Origin of the sequence: Pedobacter sandarakinus, assembly GCF_026240095.1 — a bacterium.
Classification (GTDB): Bacteria; Bacteroidota; Bacteroidia; order Sphingobacteriales; family Sphingobacteriaceae; genus Pedobacter; species Pedobacter sandarakinus.
The window spans coordinates 44359-62178 of sequence record NZ_JAPIVG010000007.1 but is presented as its reverse complement, the minus strand read 5'-3'; the positions used below and the strand labels follow the sequence as shown (position 1 = coordinate 62178).

General features: G+C 38.4%; 16 protein-coding genes. 9 read left to right on the top strand and 7 right to left on the bottom strand.

The features are described 5' to 3' along the window. The first annotated feature begins 104 nt into the window (after positions 1-104). On the top strand, positions 105-1613 hold the full coding sequence (locus OQ268_RS16820) for a malate:quinone oxidoreductase (protein WP_265857857.1): 1509 nt from the start codon (positions 105-107) through the stop codon (positions 1611-1613). 67 nt (positions 1614-1680) lie between these two features. On the opposite strand, the gene OQ268_RS16815 is transcribed toward OQ268_RS16820, so the two are convergent. From OQ268_RS16815 to OQ268_RS16805, 3 genes are all read right to left on the bottom strand, one after another. Further along, a complete protein-coding gene (locus OQ268_RS16815; RefSeq protein WP_265857856.1) occupies positions 1681-2670 on the bottom strand; it encodes an FKBP-type peptidyl-prolyl cis-trans isomerase in 990 nt (329 codons plus the stop codon). Positions 2671-2740: 70 nt separating this feature from the next. Next, positions 2741-3715, bottom strand: coding sequence for an FKBP-type peptidyl-prolyl cis-trans isomerase (locus tag OQ268_RS16810; RefSeq protein ID WP_265857854.1), 975 nt, complete (start codon positions 3713-3715; stop codon positions 2741-2743). A 36-nt stretch (positions 3716-3751) separates the two neighbouring features. Then, entirely contained in the window at positions 3752-4762 is a 1011-nt protein-coding gene (locus OQ268_RS16805; protein ID WP_265857852.1) for a DHH family phosphoesterase, read from the bottom strand. Positions 4763-4954: 192 nt separating this feature from the next. On the opposite strand from OQ268_RS16805, the gene OQ268_RS16800 reads away from it, so the two are divergent. From OQ268_RS16800 to OQ268_RS16790, 3 genes are all read left to right on the top strand, one after another. After that, a complete protein-coding gene (locus OQ268_RS16800; RefSeq protein WP_265857851.1) occupies positions 4955-5374 on the top strand; it encodes a nucleoside-diphosphate kinase in 420 nt (139 codons plus the stop codon). Positions 5375-5484: 110 nt separating this feature from the next. Next, positions 5485-6255, top strand: a complete 771-nt coding sequence (locus OQ268_RS16795; protein WP_265857850.1) for an FKBP-type peptidyl-prolyl cis-trans isomerase — start codon at positions 5485-5487, stop codon at positions 6253-6255. A 57-nt stretch (positions 6256-6312) separates the two neighbouring features. Next, positions 6313-6489 (top strand): hypothetical protein, encoded by a 177-nt coding sequence (locus OQ268_RS16790; protein WP_265857848.1) that lies wholly within the window; start codon positions 6313-6315, stop codon positions 6487-6489. A gap of 71 nt (positions 6490-6560) precedes the next feature. Here OQ268_RS16790 and OQ268_RS16785 read toward each other — a convergent pair whose 3' ends face one another. Further along, complete coding sequence (locus tag OQ268_RS16785) at positions 6561-6851, bottom strand: DUF721 domain-containing protein (RefSeq protein ID WP_265857847.1); 291 nt, start codon at positions 6849-6851, stop codon at positions 6561-6563. Then, positions 6844-7947 (bottom strand): DNA replication/repair protein RecF, encoded by a 1104-nt coding sequence (gene recF, locus OQ268_RS16780; RefSeq protein ID WP_265857846.1) that lies wholly within the window; start codon positions 7945-7947, stop codon positions 6844-6846. Before recF ends, OQ268_RS16785 begins: the two co-directional genes overlap by 8 nt. Before the next feature lie 124 nt (positions 7948-8071). Between recF and OQ268_RS16775 the strand changes: the two genes are divergently transcribed. Together OQ268_RS16775 and OQ268_RS16770 are read left to right on the top strand one after the other, a co-directional pair. Next, complete coding sequence (locus OQ268_RS16775) at positions 8072-8737, top strand: tetratricopeptide repeat protein (RefSeq protein ID WP_265857844.1); 666 nt, start codon at positions 8072-8074, stop codon at positions 8735-8737. A 196-nt stretch (positions 8738-8933) separates the two neighbouring features. Further along, on the top strand, positions 8934-9296 hold the full coding sequence (locus OQ268_RS16770; RefSeq protein ID WP_265857843.1) for a DUF1304 domain-containing protein: 363 nt from the start codon (positions 8934-8936) through the stop codon (positions 9294-9296). Positions 9297-9487: 191 nt separating this feature from the next. On the opposite strand, the gene OQ268_RS16765 is transcribed toward OQ268_RS16770, so the two are convergent. Continuing rightward, the gene (locus tag OQ268_RS16765) at positions 9488-10690 is read right to left on the bottom strand and encodes a class I SAM-dependent methyltransferase (RefSeq protein ID WP_265857842.1); all 1203 of its coding nucleotides are present in this window, start codon (positions 10688-10690) and stop codon (positions 9488-9490) included. A 283-nt stretch (positions 10691-10973) separates the two neighbouring features. Between OQ268_RS16765 and OQ268_RS16760 the strand changes: the two genes are divergently transcribed. From OQ268_RS16760 to OQ268_RS16750, 3 genes are read left to right on the top strand one after another with little or no spacing between them, the layout of a single operon-like run. Further along, the gene (locus OQ268_RS16760; RefSeq protein WP_265857840.1) at positions 10974-12710 is read left to right on the top strand and encodes a GMC oxidoreductase; all 1737 of its coding nucleotides are present in this window, start codon (positions 10974-10976) and stop codon (positions 12708-12710) included. 11 nt (positions 12711-12721) lie between these two features. Next, on the top strand, positions 12722-13354 hold the full coding sequence (locus tag OQ268_RS16755; protein ID WP_265857838.1) for a gluconate 2-dehydrogenase subunit 3 family protein: 633 nt from the start codon (positions 12722-12724) through the stop codon (positions 13352-13354). Between the two features lie 10 nt (positions 13355-13364). Continuing rightward, positions 13365-14780, top strand: a complete 1416-nt coding sequence (locus OQ268_RS16750; protein WP_265857837.1) for a TlpA family protein disulfide reductase — start codon at positions 13365-13367, stop codon at positions 14778-14780. Positions 14781-14819: 39 nt separating this feature from the next. Here the strand turns inward: OQ268_RS16750 and OQ268_RS16745 are convergent, their stop codons facing one another. Next, a complete protein-coding gene (locus tag OQ268_RS16745; protein WP_265857835.1) occupies positions 14820-17780 on the bottom strand; it encodes a glycoside hydrolase domain-containing protein in 2961 nt (986 codons plus the stop codon). Between the last annotated feature and the right edge of the window lie 40 nt (positions 17781-17820).

The following is a 17820-nucleotide window of genomic DNA, read 5'->3' as shown; positions in this document are numbered from 1 at the left end:
TAATGTTTTAAATGTAAATTTTGCATTTTTTATTGCTATAAGGAGCATGTAAAATTCTTTTAATGTTTGAAATCCTTCTAAATTTGTAATTCCTTAATAATAAGATGACAAAAAAGAAAAAGACAGTTGGTAAAACTGACGCAGATGTAATTCTGATTGGCGCTGGGATCATGAGCGCAACACTCGGTGTTTTGTTAAAAGAGTTAGAACCGGGTTTAAGCATAGAGATTTACGAGAGACTTGATATCGCAGCAGCAGAAAGTTCCGACGCATGGAACAATGCAGGTACGGGCCATTCTGCTTTCTGCGAATTAAATTACACCCCCGAAAAAAAGGATGGAACGGTAGAAACTAAAAAAGCGATTCAGATTGCTGAAAACTTTGAGGTTTCGAAGCAATTTTGGGCATACCTTCTAGAAAAAGGATTGATTTCAAATCCCGAAAACTTTATCAGAAAAATTCCGCATATGAGTTTTGTATGGGGTAAAAAAAACGTAGACTATCTCAGAAAACGTTATGAAGCATTACGTAAATCCATTTTGTTTAGCGCAATGGAATATACCGAAGATGCAGAAACTGTTAAAAACTGGGCACCACTGATTATGAACGGCAGGAAGAAAAACGAGAAAATTGCTGCTACAAAAATGGATTTAGGAACTGATGTTAACTTCGGCTCACTAACCCGAGACATGTTCAACCATTTAAAAGAACAACCAAATGTGAGTCTCTATTTCAACCATGAGATTAGGAACTTAACAAAGAATAAAGATGGCAACTGGAGTGTTAAAGTTAAAGATCTGTCTACTGGCGATAAACGCAAGCGTGTAGCAAAATTTGTTTTTATAGGCGCTGGCGGTGGTTCGCTACCACTCCTCGAAAAATCTGACATCCCTGAAGGAAAAGGCTTTGGCGGTTTCCCGGTAAGCGGACAATGGTTAAAATGCACTAATGAAGAAATCATTGCCAAGCATCATGCAAAAGTTTATGGAAAGGCTGCTGTAGGTGCGCCACCAATGTCTGTACCTCATTTAGATACCCGAATGATAAATGGCAAACAGGCCCTCCTTTTTGGTCCTTACGCTGGTTTTAGCACGAAGTTCCTGAAAAACGGTTCGTTTCTCGATCTTCCCAAGTCGATAAAACTGAACAACATTAGACCGATGATTTCTGCCGGATTGCACAATCTTGATTTAACGAAATATCTAATTGAACAAGTAAGGCAATCGCCGCAAGATAGACTCGAAGCACTAAAGGAATATTTACCTACAGCCCAGCTGCAAGACTGGGAATTGGAATATGCGGGCCAGCGTGTACAGGTAATTAAGAAAGACGAAAAGCAAGGAGGGATACTAGAATTTGGAACGGAGGTTGTTAGTGCCGCAGACGGATCAATTGCTGCGCTACTAGGTGCATCTCCGGGTGCTTCTACCGCTGTGTCTATTATGTTAGAATTATTAGACCGCTGCTTTAAGGAAGATTTGGCTACTGATGAGTGGCAAAATAAAATAAAGGAAATGATCCCAACTTATGGTGCAGAACTTGCAAATGATGCCACTCTTTGCGAGGCAACAAGAGCACGCACCTCGAAGGTACTGGAAATTGAAGCGGTGTAGGTATACGAAAAACGAAAAAAGGTTAGCACATTCATGCTAACCTTTTTTATGCTTTCAACTTTTAAATCTATCTTGGTAAAGCAGATGCGCTTGGAGCAGTGCTGGCCACCCCAGAAGCTTTCTTGATTGCTTTTATCTCGATATCGAATATCAATGGTGTAAATGGATTAATCGGCCCACCACCGTTTTCTCCATAACCAAGTTTGGATGGAATGATTATTTTAATTTTACCACCTATACCGATCAGTTGAACGCCTTCGATAAAACCTGGTGCCAATTGGTTTAAAACAAGAGGACGGGCTGCGTATTGTGCCATTGGTGAATATATTCCAGTCTCTTTGGCAATTTTTGCATCAGAGGTATCAAATACATTTAGTTTGCCATCTGCTTTTTTATTCGTGAACTGACCTGTATAATCAACCATAATGGTATCAGTTAACGTTGCACGATCTGCATTACCTGGCGCTTCAATTACGTATTGTAATCCGGATGATGTTGTTTGTGTCTTTAGTTTATTATCAGCAATGTATTTACTAATCTTTGCATTTTCACTTGCTTTATTTTTTGCAATCAGCGCCTTGTACTCATCCTCGAAAAATGTTCTTTTCTTTTTCTCGAAAAGAGAATCTGGCTCATTTGCTGCCTTATGCAATACCTTCTCAATCTTCACTGTAAAAGTAGAAAAGTTATCTTTACTTCCGGCGGGTTTTGGCTGTCCCGAATATTTAGCCATAGAATCTAAGTTTAGCCTAAACGCTGCACTATCTCCCTCACCCAACAGTTTTAATGCAGCAACCATGTCGCCCTTAAACATTGCTTTACCAATTGGGAAAAACGCAGGCCGCTCATTGTCGTAGGTATTTACCAAAGTAGAATCGCCATTGGCGGTTTCTATAACCTGAATACCGTTTAGTTTTACAAAATCTCCCTCTTGTATTTTGGGCTTACCCTCGCTATTGTAGATTTTGTAGGTCATATCGCCTTCACCTTTCTCGTATTTATTACAAGCAACCAAGGCTGTAGCTGCCGCGAATAAAATAACAACTCTTCTTTTCATACTGATCTATTTATTTAACATAAAAAAAGTGTTACCCTTTACGAGCAACACTTACAAAAGTTTTTTGTGATTATTTATTGCTTGGTACTGCAGATTGAGCTGGCGCTTTTTTAATATCCGTAATTTCGATATCAAATACAATTGGATTGTAAGGCATAATACCAACTTGTGGGGCACCTTGCTCGCCATAGCCAAGTTTTGAAGGAATTATTGCAGTAATTTTACCGCCCTTGCCAATAAGTTGCAAGGCCTCTGTAAAACCTGGAATAGTTCCACCAAGAGCCATTTTAGTTGGCCCGTATGGTCTGCCCACCTGGAATTTATTTTCAGCTTTCGCTAATTTCTCATCGCTTGTATCAAATATAGGATATTTTCCCTTAGCGTCTTTTTTAGCTAATTTACCAGTATAATTCAAGGTTACAGTATCGCCTAATTGGGCACGCTCGGCATTTCCTGGCGCAGTAATGATGTACTGTAAACCACTTGCAGATGTTTGAGTTTTCAAGTTGTTATCTGCAACGTATGCTTTGATCTTTCCTTCTTCAGCATTTTTCTTTTTCTCTGCAGAAGCTTTGAAATCCGCCTGGAAAAATTCACCAGCCCTTTTGTTGAATGTAGAATCGGCCTCACCAGCATTCTTTTTGAATACTTTTTCGATTTTTACAGTAAACGTTAGATACTTATCGTTTTTAAATTGCTCTGGCTTTGGTTGTTTGCTATAAAAAGCCATCGTATCTAAGTTAATTTTAAATGTAGCACTATCACCTTCTCCGAATAACGTAAGTACATCATTCATGTCGCCAGCATACATTTTCTTTTGTACCGGAAAAACCTGTGGATTTTCGTTCTCATAAGTACTTCCCAAAACTGAATCTTTTTCATTCTTTTGGATGAAGTTCATCTTTACGATATCGCCTTCCTTGATTTTCTCGTTTCCTTCTGTATGGTGAACCGTGTATAATAAACCACCAGCACCTTTTTTCTCTTTGTTACAAGCTGCTAAACCCAAGGTTGCTGCTAAAAGAACAATAATTCCTTTTTTCATTTTGTATTTAAACTTTATTTAATTTGGTTATCTGCTTTACGCAATTAATTGATTTTTATATTCTGCTAATATTGATTTAAACTTATCTACCACCTCAGTAAGTGGTTTTTCTGCGGCACCGCCGGCCGCATTTCTGTGCCCGCCACCATTAAAGTACTTTTTACAGATTTCATTTGCAGGAAAATCGCCTGTAGACCTTACAGAAAGCTTAACCTTATCTGTTCTTTCGATAATCAGTGCTGCCAAACGAATTCCATTAATAGATAAGGCAAAATTTACCACACCCTCTGTATCTCCGGTAGCACTGTTAAACTGCGCCAATTCTTCTTTTGTAACAGAGATTATAGCGGTATTAAATTCCCTTATCACTTCTAGTTTATTGGATAAACAATAACCTAAGAACCTTAAACGATCTTCGCTAGCGTTATCATACACCAACTGATGAATTTTAGCATGATCTGCACCAAGATCTATTAAATCAGCGGCTATCCTGTACACGGTAGAATTTGCAGAGGCAAAGCGGAAAGAACCAGAATCTGTCATAATACCCGTGTACAAACACGCTGCAACATCTTTATTGATACCTTCTTTATCTTCTAACTGGTTCACGATGAAATCATAAACCAACTGTGCTGCTGCACATGCATTAATATCCCAATGGCGGTAATCGTCGAAATCCTCGGGCTCTAAATGATGATCTATCATTACCTTGCGGGCTCCCGATGCCCTCACCAACTCTCCTAACTCATTGATCCGACTAAGGGTGTTGAAATCTAAACAAAAGATTATAGATGCATCATTAACGAGCTGGGCAGCCCGCTCTTGCTCTGCCGTAAAAATAAGCACATCGGCATTATTAGGCATCCAATGTAAAAAACTTGGATAATCGGTTGGAGTAATCACTTTTACGTGATGTCCTTTTTGAATGAGATAACTGTACAACCCTAACGACGACCCCATTGCATCCCCATCGGGCTTATGGTGCGTGGTAATCACAATTCGTTGTGGTGTAGCCAGTAAAGATTTTAATGCGGTAAGTGTAAGCATATTTTTTTGCGCTGCAAAGCTAAGTAATTTTAATATAGTATTAAAGGATTTTAGCTTGGCTTAATGTATTAAATCGGTCGCATTTTTTTAGTATGATAAATAATGCAACAACCCTACCCAAGCAGCTGTTATAGATGTTGGTAATTCATCAATTAAAACGTACTTTTGCAAAAAAATTGATATCAAATTACAATGAGCACTAACAGAACTTTTACCATGATCAAGCCTGATGCTGTAGCAAATGGCCACATTGGATCTATCATTAATGACATTACTACTGCAGGTTTTAAAATCATCGCATTAAAATATACAAAATTAACTGATGAAACTGCTGGTCAGTTTTACGCAGTTCATGCTGAACGTCCTTTCTATAAAGATTTAGTTAGCTTTATGTCTTCAGGCCCTATTGTTGCTGCAATTTTGGAGAAAGATAATGCTATCGAAGATTTTAGGAAATTAATTGGTGCTACAAATCCTGCTGAAGCTGCAGAGGGAACTATCCGCCAGAAATATGCAAAATCTATTGATGCAAATGCTGTACATGGATCAGATTCTGATGAGAACGCCGCAATTGAAGGCGATTTCTTCTTTAAGGCAGACGAGCGTTTCTAGTATTGAAAAAATAATTTTAGATAAAACCTCGATTATTTCGGGGTTTTATTGTTTTATCAATTTTGTATCTTTCGAACTTTAATCGATTTAACCAATCATCATTATAATCAATGAAAAAAATTATTATGGCGGCATGTGTTTCTACCTTAGCAATTGCCAGCTACGCACAAACTAAACCAGCAGCAAAAAAGCCTGTTGCAAAAAAAACTACCGCTACTGCTAAACCCATTACAGCACCCATTGCTTTAAAATCTGCGCTAGATTCTACAAGCTATGCCTTTGGCACCTCTATAGGTTCAGGCTTAAAATCTACTGGATTAACGGTATTAAATTATGACGCCCTACTAAAGGGTCTTAAAGATGCATTTACAGGCGGAAAAGTGGTTCTAACGCAAGAACAAGCGCAGGCATGCATCAATGAAGCTATCACAAAAGCATCTGAGGCTAAAAATAAAGCAGAGACTGCCGCTAATAAAATTAAATTTGCACCAATTATGAAAGAAGGACAAGATTTTTTAGATCAAAACAAGAAAAGAGCAGGGGTACAAACTACTCCAAGCGGTTTACAATACGAAGTTTTAACAGCAGGTACGGGTGTTAAACCGCTTGCAACCGATTCTGTATTGGTTCATTACAAGGGAACTTTATTGAACGGTAAACAGTTCGACAGTTCTTATGATAGAGGAGAGCCAATAAGTTTCCCATTGAATCGTGTAATACCAGGCTGGACAGAGGGTGTGCAGTTAATGCCAGCAGGTTCGAAGTATAAATTTTTCATTCCTTATCAGTTGGCATACGGCGAACGGGGTGCTGGTGCAGATATTCCACCATATAGCACCTTAATTTTTGAAGTAGAATTGCTAAAAGTTAACGGCAAATAGCACTCTGGTAAAACTTTCTTGAATATTGAATGTTAGCTATTACAAATTAACATCAATATGAGAAAATTATTCCCAATAGCACTAATCGCATTTTTATGCACTACCTTAAGCAGTTGCGAACTTGTAGGAGGTATATTTAAAGCCGGCGTTTGGTCTGGTATTATTATAGTAGTAATAGTGGTTGCATTATTAATCTGGATTTTAGCCAAAATTTTTGGCGGAGGCCGGAGTTAGGCTACTCAACTTAAAGATCTTTATATCGGGTGTTGAAATGAATATTTCAGCACCTTTTTTATTGGAGCGTGTTACAAAAAAACCATTTCGTTAATTACTTCACTACCAGCGTGTTCATTTAACTTCTGTATAATACCATGGCGCACGAGGACGAGCTCATTTTTAATAACAGAAGATTCTATTCTGATGAACAACTTCTTATCTTTAATATAGATTTGCTTGGTTCTATTTGCAATAGCCGTTCCCATAATTTCTGGCCAAATCGCAACAATTGATGTTTCATCAAACTTCTTGCGCAAACGATACACATCCAGCATCTTGCTGATGGCATCTTTCATGGTAATATCATTGGGTTTACGCATGTTTTATCTTTCCCTCCTCAACTTCAAATAAAGTTACATCGACTTGTATCCTATCGAAAATAGATTTTACCCGTTCCATACCTGTATCTGTAATAAATATTTGCCCGAAATCTTGGTGAGATACCATTTGCATTAACTTCTCCACACGGTGATCATCAAGCTTGTCAAAAATATCATCCAACAATAACAAAGGCTTAAACCCCTTGTTTTTTGCCAGGTAGGCGTATTGAGCAAGCTTCAACGCAATCAAAAAAGATTTTTGTTGCCCTTGAGATCCAAATTTCTTTAAAGGCATTTCATTAATAACAAAAGCCAATTCGTCTTTATGAATTCCCGTTGTGGTACGCTCAAGTATCCGATCTTTCTCAACCGTCTGTTTCAACAGCAATTCAAAAGACATGTCAATCAATTGAGATTGATAATTGAGCGATACAGTTTCCTTTTGTTCGGTAAGATAAGCATAGTATTCATCAAACAATGGAATAAATGCATCCATGAACGCTTTTCTAACAGCAAAAATTCTATTTCCTGCCGCCACAAGTTGGTCGTTAAGAATTTCGAGCAACGTTGGGTCGTACTTGCGTGTTTGTGCAATCTGCTTCAGCAGTGCATTCCGATTCAATAAAACTCGGTTATAGCCAATAAGCTGATCGAGGTAGTGTGAATCAGTTTGCGAAATCACATTATCGATAAATTTGCGACGCTCCTCACTCCCCTCCATTATTAGATTAACATCATATGGTGAAACCATTACCACGGGAAATAATCCGATATGATCTGCCAATTTATCGTATTCCTTTTTGTTACGCTTAAACTGTTTTTTCTGATTTCGCTTTACACCGCAGCTAATTTTTTCATTCTTCTCATTCCTGCTAAAATCACCCTGAATCATAAAAACCTCTTCGCCAGCCTTGATTTGTTGTCCATCAATCGGATTAAAATAACTTTTGCAGAGACACAAATAGTGGATGGCATCAAGCATATTGGTTTTGCCAGAACCATTATTCCCGGTGAAAACGTTTACAGTATCAGAAAAGTGAAGATCTGCATCGTTATAGTTTTTAAAATTTAGGAGCGTAATATTCTTTAACCACATAAATATGGCGCAATTTACCGTTTTTTACCCTCTAAATAACTAATGTTTAATTAAATACTTAAAAATAAAGGTTGATACTTTGATTGAAAAATGTATTTTTGCAATCTTAATTTTTTAAACAAACATGTCTACAACAGATAACCAAACTACTCAACCTATTAAAAAAGGTTCATTCGTACAAGAAAATAATAAAAGCTTACTTTTTATTGCAGGGGCTGTAGTTTTATTAATCGGCGTATATTTTTGGTATCAAAATGTGTACTTAAAAGGCCGTGCAGAAGAAGCTGCAAGCAAGATGTATAAAGCAGAGTCATATGTAGGCGTAGACTCGTTATCTAATAAAGCCGTTAAAGGTGAAGGTGGATATCCAGGCTTGGAAGAAATTGCTAAAGAATATGATAATACAAAATCAGCAAATATAGCGAATTTATACTTGGGCGGAATTTATTTACGTAAAGGTGAGTACAAACAGGCAATTGATGCTTTAGGAAAATATAGTGCTACAGGCAGTCCGGTTGCAGATCCATTGGCGTTAGGCTTATTGGGAGATGCCTACAGTGAATTGAAAGATTACAAACAGGCGGCCACTTATTACAAAAAAGCATCAGATAAAGCGAGCAAATTTACATCGCCAATGTTCTTAAAGAAATTAGGTTTAGTAAATGAAAACCTAAAAGATTTTAGCGGTGCCGTAGATGCATACACCAAGATTAAAACACAATATCCTGAAAGTGCAGAGGCGCAATTAGTAGATGCATACATTGCAAGAGCCCAGGGACAAGTTAAATAATCTCTAAAATATCAGAGAGAAAGATCATCGAGAGGTGGTCTTTTTTTTTTGATCGCGTTTTTTTAGGGATAAATCTTAAGATTATTTTTATCGTTAGCATAACCAGAACATCTACTATTCTAGCATAAATAATGAGTTTATTGGTTGACTATGAGTTTACACGAATTTATTGTAACTTCAAACAAACCAAAGAGTCATGCAAACAGTCGCTCAAATTCTAATTGGCATTGTAGCCATCATCCACATCTACATTTTCTGGTTAGAGATGTTTGCCTGGACTACTAAAGCGCCTGGCATTTTTAAAAGCATCCCAAAAGAGCTATTCGAGCCTACCAAAACTTTGGCCGCAAACCAAGGCCTGTATAACGGGTTTTTGGCGGCTGGATTAATTTGGTCATTATTGATTGAGGACCCCCACTGGAAATTTTATGTAGCTATCTTCTTTTTATGCTGTGTAATTACAGCTGGCTTTTACGGCGCTGCAACTGCAAGCAAAAGAATTCTATACGTGCAAGCTATTCCGGCGTTATTGGCATTAATCCTTCTTCATTTTAAATAGTTAAGGCCTACAGGTGCCAAACATTTCTTGAATTAAGCTTTCAGATTTTGAGAATAGAGTGTGCGCCAAACGGAACATTAAGCTTGTAGTTCTTAAGTAATGGGATTATAAATCTGTTTAATATTTAACTACTTTGAAGCTAAGTATTCGGTTAGTGTCTCAACTATTCACCTCAACCAAAAACTTTATTACTACAATGCTAACATCCGTTCCAGGTGGTGATAACCTATTCCAAAATAGGCTTTAATGTCTTTGATTTTTGCTAAAATTTCCGCCTTTTTTTCGGCTGCCTCGGTGGGTTTTAAGTTATCTGTACGCTTAATGCCTACAACCAATACATTTTTTGGTGTGTGTGCATCAGAAATAAACTCGAAAACTTTGGTTTTATAGCCGAAATATTCCAGTATAAGTGCCCTTATTCCGTCAGTAACCATTTCTGCTTGCCGCTCTAAAAAGATACCATACTTTGTAAGAAATGAAACATCATTTTTAACCTTGCTTACTTCAATTTCTCTACGAATTTGTTTATGGCAACAAGGTGCCACCACAATGAGCTCGGCATTTGCCTTAATTCCCTTGTAAATAGCATCGTCAGTTGCGGTATCGCAAGCATGCAGCGCAATTAGCAAGTTTACATTTGCTGCCTGGTAGCCCTCTATGGTTCCTTGAATAAAATTTAACTGGCTGAAACCAGATTTCCTTGCCACTTCATTGCACAAATCAACCATGTCCTGCCTATATTCCACGCCAACAACTTCCGCGTTTAAATTCAAAACCGAATGTAGATAGTCGTAAAGGGCGAAGGTTAAGTAGCCTTTTCCAGAACCCATGTCGGCAACTTTTTTAATGGTGCCTCCTGGCAGCTCTTTGATCAAAGCATTCAATATCTCAATGTAATGATTAATCTGGCGAAATTTATCCTGTGCATTCTTATAAACCTGACCATCAGCATCCGTAATTTTCAATTCAGATAAATACCCCTTAGCCTGAGGCTTGATCAATCTCGACTTTTCTTTATCGTGAAGCTTATTAGGTGGAGTCTTTGCAGACGCCGCAGCCTCTCTAAATACCACTTTTCCATTATTCAATTCCTCGAATATGATATCTTTATTTACGGTAAAAAGTGTTGCAATTTTAAATCCAGCACCAAGGTATTCACCAACTACATTCATGCCCTCAGGTACACTAAAATTCTTTACAACATCGCGTGTTTTGTACCTAAATGTGATAGCTAATTTATCAACTCTTTTGATCAAAACCCGACGGACCAATAGTTGTTTTAAATGCTCTTCGCTGCCCTTATAATTCCCTAATGATAGCTTAACGAAGTCTTCAGAAACTAAGCTTGATTCTAACGCGGAAATAAACTGATCTATATGTGCCGAAAATACCATTCAATAAGGTTTAAAATCCAAAGATAAATCATTTTATCGGTAAGGAAGCTCATCATTAATAATGTAACAATAGAGCGACTTAAACCCTTAAGAAATCTATCGTTCGACTGTATTTTAATCTAAAATATTTGGCTCACACACCATTGATCAATTATTGAAGTAATTCGATTTAGTTTTACCTGGATAAAGCATTGCACTAATGCCTGTAGATTGATGCCTTTTACTTTTAATTAAAAAAAATTAAGTTTAGATTAGGATAATCATATCATTTTATCAAAATTTCATGAGTGACTTTCAAATAAAAAAATCGCCAACTGTTTATGATGCTATTATTGTTGGCTCTGGAGCCGGTGGCGGAATGGCAGCTTACATCTTAGCAAATTCAGGGCAGAAGGTATTGATGCTGGAAGCAGGACAATATTTCGATCCAAGAATTGATGCACATCAATTAAAATGGCCTTGGGAATCGCCCCGACGAGGTGCAAATACGGTGCGTCCCTTTGGCGATTTCGATGCTTCTTACGGAGGTTGGGAACTAGAAGGCGAACCCTATACCACTAAAAATAAAACCGAATTCGAATGGTTTAGATCTCGGATGCTCGGGGGCAGGACTAACCATTGGGGAAGAATTTCGCTTAGAATGGGACCATTAGATTTCCAGGCAAAAGATGGTTTAACAGACGACTGGCCAATTACTTATGATGATGTTAAGCCTTTTTATGACAAAGTAGATCGGTTAATCGGAATTTACGGTACTAAAGAGGGTTTAGCCAATGAGCCTGATGGAATATTTATGAAACCACCAAAGCCCCGCCTAACAGAGCTTTTTATTAAGAAAGGTGCAGATAAGGCCGGGGTAAAGGTTATTCCAGGACGAGGATCTGTATTAACAGAACCACTCCCCAATAATAGCGACAGGGCACCATGTTTTTACTGTGGCCAATGTGGCAGAAGCTGTAAAGTTTATGGCGACTTCTCCTCCTCTTCCTGCCTTGTTATCCCAGCTGTAAAAACCGGAAATTTAACTGTAATTACAGATGCCATGGTAAGGGAAGTAGTAACGGATAAAGATGGAACAGCTAAAGGGGTTTCGTACGTTAACCGTAAAGATTTGCAAGAATACCAGGTTAATGGCAAATTGGTCATCTTAGGTGCTAGCGCCTGTGAGTCTGCCAGGATTCTTCTCAACTCAAAATCTTCCGCTCATCCCAATGGATTAGCTAACAGCAGTGGCGTAGTGGGCAAATACCTGCACGATTCTACTGGTGCAAGTGTTTCTGGTTTTCTTCCGCAGTTAATGGATAGAAAACGTTATAATGAAGATGGTTTGGGCAGTGTACATATTTATTCGCCGTGGTGGCTAGATAACAAGAAACTTGATTTCCCTAGAGGCTACCATATCGAATACTGGGGAGGAATGGGTATGCCTGCCTATGGTTTTGGCGGTGGCGTTGCCCAAATGAACGGTATGGTTCCTGGTCGTGATGGAAAAATGAAAGATGCCGGTGGCTATGGGAAATCACTAAAAGATGATTACCGCCGCTTTTATGGGACTACGATAGGCATGGCTGGAAGAGGAACCGCTATAGCCAGAGCCGATAATTACTGTGAGATTGACCCCAATACGGTAGATAAATTTGGAATACCCGTTCTCCGGTTCCACTATAAATGGGCAAAAGAAGAAATTTTGCAAGCCAAACACATGCAGGAAACCTTTTTAAGCATGATGAAAGAAATGGGCGCTGTAGTAACCTCAGAAATACAAGGTGCCGAAACCAATTATGGCCTGTTGCCACCTGGAAAAATTATCCATGAAGTAGGCACTATACGCATGGGCGATGATCCATCTAAATCGGCTTTGAATAAGTACTGCCAGGCACACGATTGCAAAAATCTATTTGTTGTAGATGCAGGTCCGTTTGTACAACAGGGCGATAAAAACGCTACATGGACGATTCTAGCCTTATCTATGCGCACAGCAGAATACATTTTGGCACAAAAGAAAAAACAAAACATTTAAATCAATACGAGATGAACAGACGAGATTCCATAAAAGCACTAGGCTTAACCGTTGTAAGTACATCAGTTGTGTTAGAGGCTTGCAAGCAACCCGAAAATCCAACGGTTGAAGTAGCTAAAGAAGAAGGAGCTAAAGAAGCTGGGCGAGAGCAGTGGGAAATTGACCGCGATAAGAGATTAAAGGCCGAAACATTTTTTACCAAACATGAAATGGCTACCATTACCATCCTGGCTGATATTATTATTCCGAAAGATGATATTTCTGGCAGCGCATCCGACGCCAAGGTTCCAGCATTTATTGAGTTTATAGTGAAAGATATACCAGAACACCAAGTGCCCATGCGTGGCGGCTTAAAATGGTTAGATGTTTATTGCTTTAACAAGTTTGCCAAATCATTTATTGATGCCTCAGAAACGGAACAGATCGCTATCATTGATGAAATAGCCTACCCGAAAAAAGCAAAGCCAGAGGTTAGAGCTGGAGTGGTTTTCTTCGAAAGAATGAGGAATTTAACAGCATCTGGTTTTTACACTACGGAAATTGGTGTAAAAGATATTGGCTACGCAGGTAATGCGCCGAACCAATGGACAGGCGTACCTATCGATGTCTTAAAACAGTATGGTATGGAAAATGTAAAAATCTAGTTGAGATCCAATGAAAAAATTAACGCTACTCCTTATTTTAGTAACCCTGGCAAATTTGGGTTTCGGCCAATACAACGTAAATCTGCACGTTAGCAATTTTAACGGTTTCCAAAGAACCCACGAAAAGAATCCAGATTCTGCACTATTTTTTTTAAGAAATTTAGCAGCGCTTGATCATAACTCGACTGATGATTTGCTACACAATAGTTTCGCACAGGAGTTTCTTGAATTTGATGAAACTAAATTATTTGAAAATGGTGCGTTTCTTGAATCTCTAAAAAAGCATAACGTAACGGTCGATTCCGCTCGGAAAAGATTTAAAGAAAAGCGAAAAAACGCCTACATTATTTTAGAGCAGATAAAACATGATGCCAATACAGAAATAAGAGACAACGCTTATGGAATTTCGCATTGGGTAGATGCACAAGATAATCTCAACAATACCGAAAAACTTAGGATCATTGGAAATGAATATTTGAAATATTTAACACAAAGTACTGATTTCTATTCGCAACGCAAAGCACGTTATGGATTACTAATTGCCAAAGTGATGTATAACAATGAAAAGCTTCGCTCCAATGCGGATCTCATCATCCAGAGAATCTACCAAAATCTAAAAGATCATCAAATCGGAGAAAGCTCTAATATTTCTAGATCAATTCAAGAACAACGAAGCTGGTATCGGTATATGCTAGCCTATTGTAATTTCATCCTTTCTCAAAACCCCCAATTGGATAAAGATGAGAAATTGACTTATTTAAAATTCGCCTTCCAATATAGCCCAGATGCACTAGACAAATCTGTCAAACACGCCTATTTTTATGATATGATTTTTTTATTTGGTGATGAAAAATCTTCATTTGAAGATGATTATATTGCTGTATTGGGAAACGATGCTGATAAGTTAGATGTAATGATGACCGTTTCGATGACTGATCCATCTTACAAAGCAAAAGCGAAAGCACTTTTTAAAGATCAGGAAAAATTTAAGGATGTTTGGCTGGAAGAATTTAACAAGAAGGCAAAACCAGCCCCAATATTTGCTCTTAAGCAAATCGACGGTAAGCAATATAGTCTGGAACAAAGCAAAGGATCGTGGACGTTAATCGATTTTTGGGGAACCTGGTGCGAGCCCTGTAGAAGAGAACACCCAGATCTACAGAAAGTATATAATAGTGCAATCAATGGTGAAATGCCGAAATTAAATTTAATCACCATTGCCAGTAGAGATACTGAATCTGCTGTAAAAGCTTATCTGAAAAACTTTGGCTATTCTTTTCCCGTGATCATGTCTGATACTCAAATTGAGACAAGTTATCATGTTTCCTCATGGCCTTCTAAATTTTTGGTTAGCCCCCAAGGGAGATACATTGTTATCCCATTTGGTGTAGACTGGCGAAGATATATTTCCGAATACATCAATTAATAAGAAATGGCCAGCTTATATCAAGCTGGCCATTTTCCTTTATTCAACTAACAATATTAAACCCTTTCCCTTTGGAATTGGAATTGATTTCCCATTGTGATAACTGGTTCCATTTTGAAAATTATCGATATTAGGTGCAGAAATTTTTACCTGATCTGCCCGCAAGCCCAAACGGTTATAATCAATGCTCAAATTAACAATCACATCATCTTCTGCCCAACTCGCCAGAGCAATCATTGTTCTACCCTTCTGTTTATAAACGGTAGCTAATACTTTTGGATGATCGGTTTTAACGGGGCAATTGTCGCTCCAGTAACCAATCATTTCAGCGCCCTTAATACCAAAAGCATCCCAAGTTTGCCACAAAGGCTTAGGATCACTTTTTTCAGACCATCCGAGACGATTGGTCATACCGTAGATCATTCCTCGCCATGGGTTGCCATCGTCTTGTAACATTTCGCCCATTAAACCAAATGGAATGCCGCTAATTTCAGTTAGGAAGAAATCTGGATTATTCTTTTCGTAGTCGAAATATTCACCAAACCACAACCTATTAAGGTATGGAAAATGCTCCATATATAAGATGGCAGAATTATTGAACCCGTCGTTTTTGTTAAATTGATTGGCCGAATGTAAATCAATTATCCCAGGATGGTTATCCTGCGTTAACACCCGCTTAATACGTTTCATGGTCACGCGATCAAAAGCCACATCATCAAGGTAAACGCCATCAATACCAACATTTTTAACCAACCAGTTCATTCCTTCTACGTAATAATTATGCCAGCGATTCATACCACTATTGATAATGGCTGCATCTTTAATTTCAGGCACAAACCAAGCTGCTATATAGTTCGAATCTAAATGTTCTTGCAGCCAACTAAAACCACCGCCTTTACCTGGAGAATATACCTCTGTACCCAAGCTCCTTAAAGCAGGCCATTCATAAGCATGGTTAGAGAGCTCACGAACCGTATTATAGATTTTTACTTTTAACCCTTTTTGATGAGCTTCATCAACATAGCTATGCATTTTTTTCCATTCGATAAATGGGTAATTGATCCATGGATTAATCGGCGTAGCGTGATGGATATTAACCACCGTTGCTCCGGTTGCTCTAATGCTATCTAAGTTTCCATATTTATGGTAAAAGCGATTGTCCCATTGAAAATCCGTATCCAATAAATGGAAAGGTGTAATTAAGAGATTAAAATTATAGTACAACACGTCCCCTTTGTTCATACTCCTTGCTCCGGTAAAATTATCAGCTAGCATCGAACCGCCTTTTACATTAATTTGTATGCCACCCTTTTGTTCGTTTCCCCATGATTTAGGCAACTGCAAGGGCTTTTGGAGATAAAAATTAGTATTGAGCGGACGAACATAATGCTCATCGCGTAAGCTATAATATAAACCTGCATTAACGTTACCAATCCATACGGCATCTTGGTTTTTGTTGGCCACATCCCACTTCCATTTAACAGTATCTGGTCTTACACCACCTTTCTGTCCTAAGCCCATGAGGTATTTGGTGGCATTTTTATTAAAAGGGACATGAAAATCTACGTTACTAAAGTTTACATCGTTTAACGCAGTTACTTTTACCACATAATGCACATAGCCATCAAATTCAATCGCACCCTCCACATCCATTTTGAGATTTGAAGAGGTATTTGTAGTACTCCACTTAACAGTTCCAGGCGCTTCAGCGTCAATTTTGAAATTGCTAGAAATGAATTTCTCCTGAGTGTTTGGATTGTTGTAGAAATGAAAATGAATAGGTTCGTACAATATGTTAGTGGGTTTTTCGGTGTAGCCAGTCGTTTCCGAATTGAAAAACGTCTGAATTTGTTTGGGAAAGCCGTCTGCATTGATTTCGAACTTTCTACCCAGCAACGAGATCACATTGCCCTCAACTACCAAAGGCGTATATGGTGCAACAACGGTATTCGCCTGGGCCATGGTAGAATTCAACCAAGTTAATCGGGTCTGTTTTTCTGGTCTCCCGACACCGGCATCCGCCAAAACCTGGTTTGTTATCGTTAATTGAGCATCAATCACCTTTGTTTCTCCGCTTGCACTAACCACAAACTTATTGCTATACACACCGGGTGAAGCACTTTTTGGAATGTTAACGGTGATCCACATTGGTTGAACATTACCCTTAGCAACATTTACAACAGCTGTTAACGGTTTATTATCGTAGCTTACGCCATTCGTATTTAAACAGTTGATAAAATTTGCGGCTATTACCTTTCCCGTTGATGATTTAAAATCACCGTACGTAACCTTTACATTTTGCAAATTTGTTAGCGCATAAACACCAAGTTGAAAGGCATAATTCTCGCCTCTGCTTGCTGTGCCTATAAATACATTAGATGGTCCTTTCCGAACCCAACGCACAGGCAAATCTCCTTTCATCTTTATCGGAAACATCCGGTCTTCAGGAAAAACAATAAAAGATTTAGTTTGATTCTTAGAAACAATTGCGGCAGTTTCCTTGCGTGTAGCGATTACCTCCATTGGATAAAAAGAGTTGAAAGCATCAATTGCTTGTATCTCGGTTACTAATGCATTTATTGGAACTTGCCTGTTTATTATTTCAAGAGTCTGCAAGGGCTTTAAATAAACACCCTTAGGGTAATTACTTCTACCCTCATTCTTATAGGGCATGGAATAGACGAAGTACTTCCCTGCACGATTTGCACTAAAATAAACATCCCCACTTTCCCGTGAAATATTTTCAGTGGTACTTTTCAACGTATTGCCCCGTTCATCTTGCACAATCACTCTTTTCATTTCAGGATGCTCATCGCGCCTGCGCCATTCGATTCTAACGTGTGCGATTTTGCCAGTTCCTTTAAATTCAACAACTGCCCGATGGTTACCTAAAGAATCTGCATTCCATGTACTACTTCCATCGGTATACTTTACTGTTTGTGCATTTGAAGTGAGCTGCATAAACAGCAGTGCAAAGAGAACTAAAAGCCTAAATTTCATTTTCTAAGGATTTAAGGCTAATTTACAAATTGCATAGTGA

What these genes read in the sequence shown, in the direction of transcription:
- OQ268_RS16815 (WP_265857856.1), bottom strand. Translation starts at nt 2,670, where the DNA reads ATGAAAAGAAGAGTTGTTATTTTATTCGCGGCAGCTACAGCCTTGGTT.
- OQ268_RS16745 (WP_265857835.1), bottom strand. Translation starts at nt 17,780, where the DNA reads ATGAAATTTAGGCTTTTAGTTCTCTTTGCACTGCTGTTTATGCAGCTC.
- OQ268_RS16785 (WP_265857847.1), bottom strand. Translation starts at nt 6,851, where the DNA reads ATGCGTAAACCCAATGATATTACCATGAAAGATGCCATCAGCAAGATG.
- OQ268_RS16755 (WP_265857838.1), top strand. Translation starts at nt 12,722, where the DNA reads ATGAACAGACGAGATTCCATAAAAGCACTAGGCTTAACCGTTGTAAGT.
- OQ268_RS16805 (WP_265857852.1), bottom strand. Translation starts at nt 4,762, where the DNA reads ATGCTTACACTTACCGCATTAAAATCTTTACTGGCTACACCACAACGA.
- OQ268_RS16750 (WP_265857837.1), top strand. Translation starts at nt 13,365, where the DNA reads ATGAAAAAATTAACGCTACTCCTTATTTTAGTAACCCTGGCAAATTTG.
- OQ268_RS16765 (WP_265857842.1), bottom strand. Translation starts at nt 10,690, where the DNA reads ATGGTATTTTCGGCACATATAGATCAGTTTATTTCCGCGTTAGAATCA.
- OQ268_RS16775 (WP_265857844.1), top strand. Translation starts at nt 8,072, where the DNA reads ATGTCTACAACAGATAACCAAACTACTCAACCTATTAAAAAAGGTTCA.
- OQ268_RS16760 (WP_265857840.1), top strand. Translation starts at nt 10,974, where the DNA reads ATGAGTGACTTTCAAATAAAAAAATCGCCAACTGTTTATGATGCTATT.
- OQ268_RS16770 (WP_265857843.1), top strand. Translation starts at nt 8,934, where the DNA reads ATGCAAACAGTCGCTCAAATTCTAATTGGCATTGTAGCCATCATCCAC.
- OQ268_RS16790 (WP_265857848.1), top strand. Translation starts at nt 6,313, where the DNA reads ATGAGAAAATTATTCCCAATAGCACTAATCGCATTTTTATGCACTACC.
- recF (WP_265857846.1), bottom strand. Translation starts at nt 7,947, where the DNA reads ATGTGGTTAAAGAATATTACGCTCCTAAATTTTAAAAACTATAACGAT.
- OQ268_RS16820 (WP_265857857.1), top strand. Translation starts at nt 105, where the DNA reads ATGACAAAAAAGAAAAAGACAGTTGGTAAAACTGACGCAGATGTAATT.
- OQ268_RS16800 (WP_265857851.1), top strand. Translation starts at nt 4,955, where the DNA reads ATGAGCACTAACAGAACTTTTACCATGATCAAGCCTGATGCTGTAGCA.
- OQ268_RS16810 (WP_265857854.1), bottom strand. Translation starts at nt 3,715, where the DNA reads ATGAAAAAAGGAATTATTGTTCTTTTAGCAGCAACCTTGGGTTTAGCA.
- OQ268_RS16795 (WP_265857850.1), top strand. Translation starts at nt 5,485, where the DNA reads ATGAAAAAAATTATTATGGCGGCATGTGTTTCTACCTTAGCAATTGCC.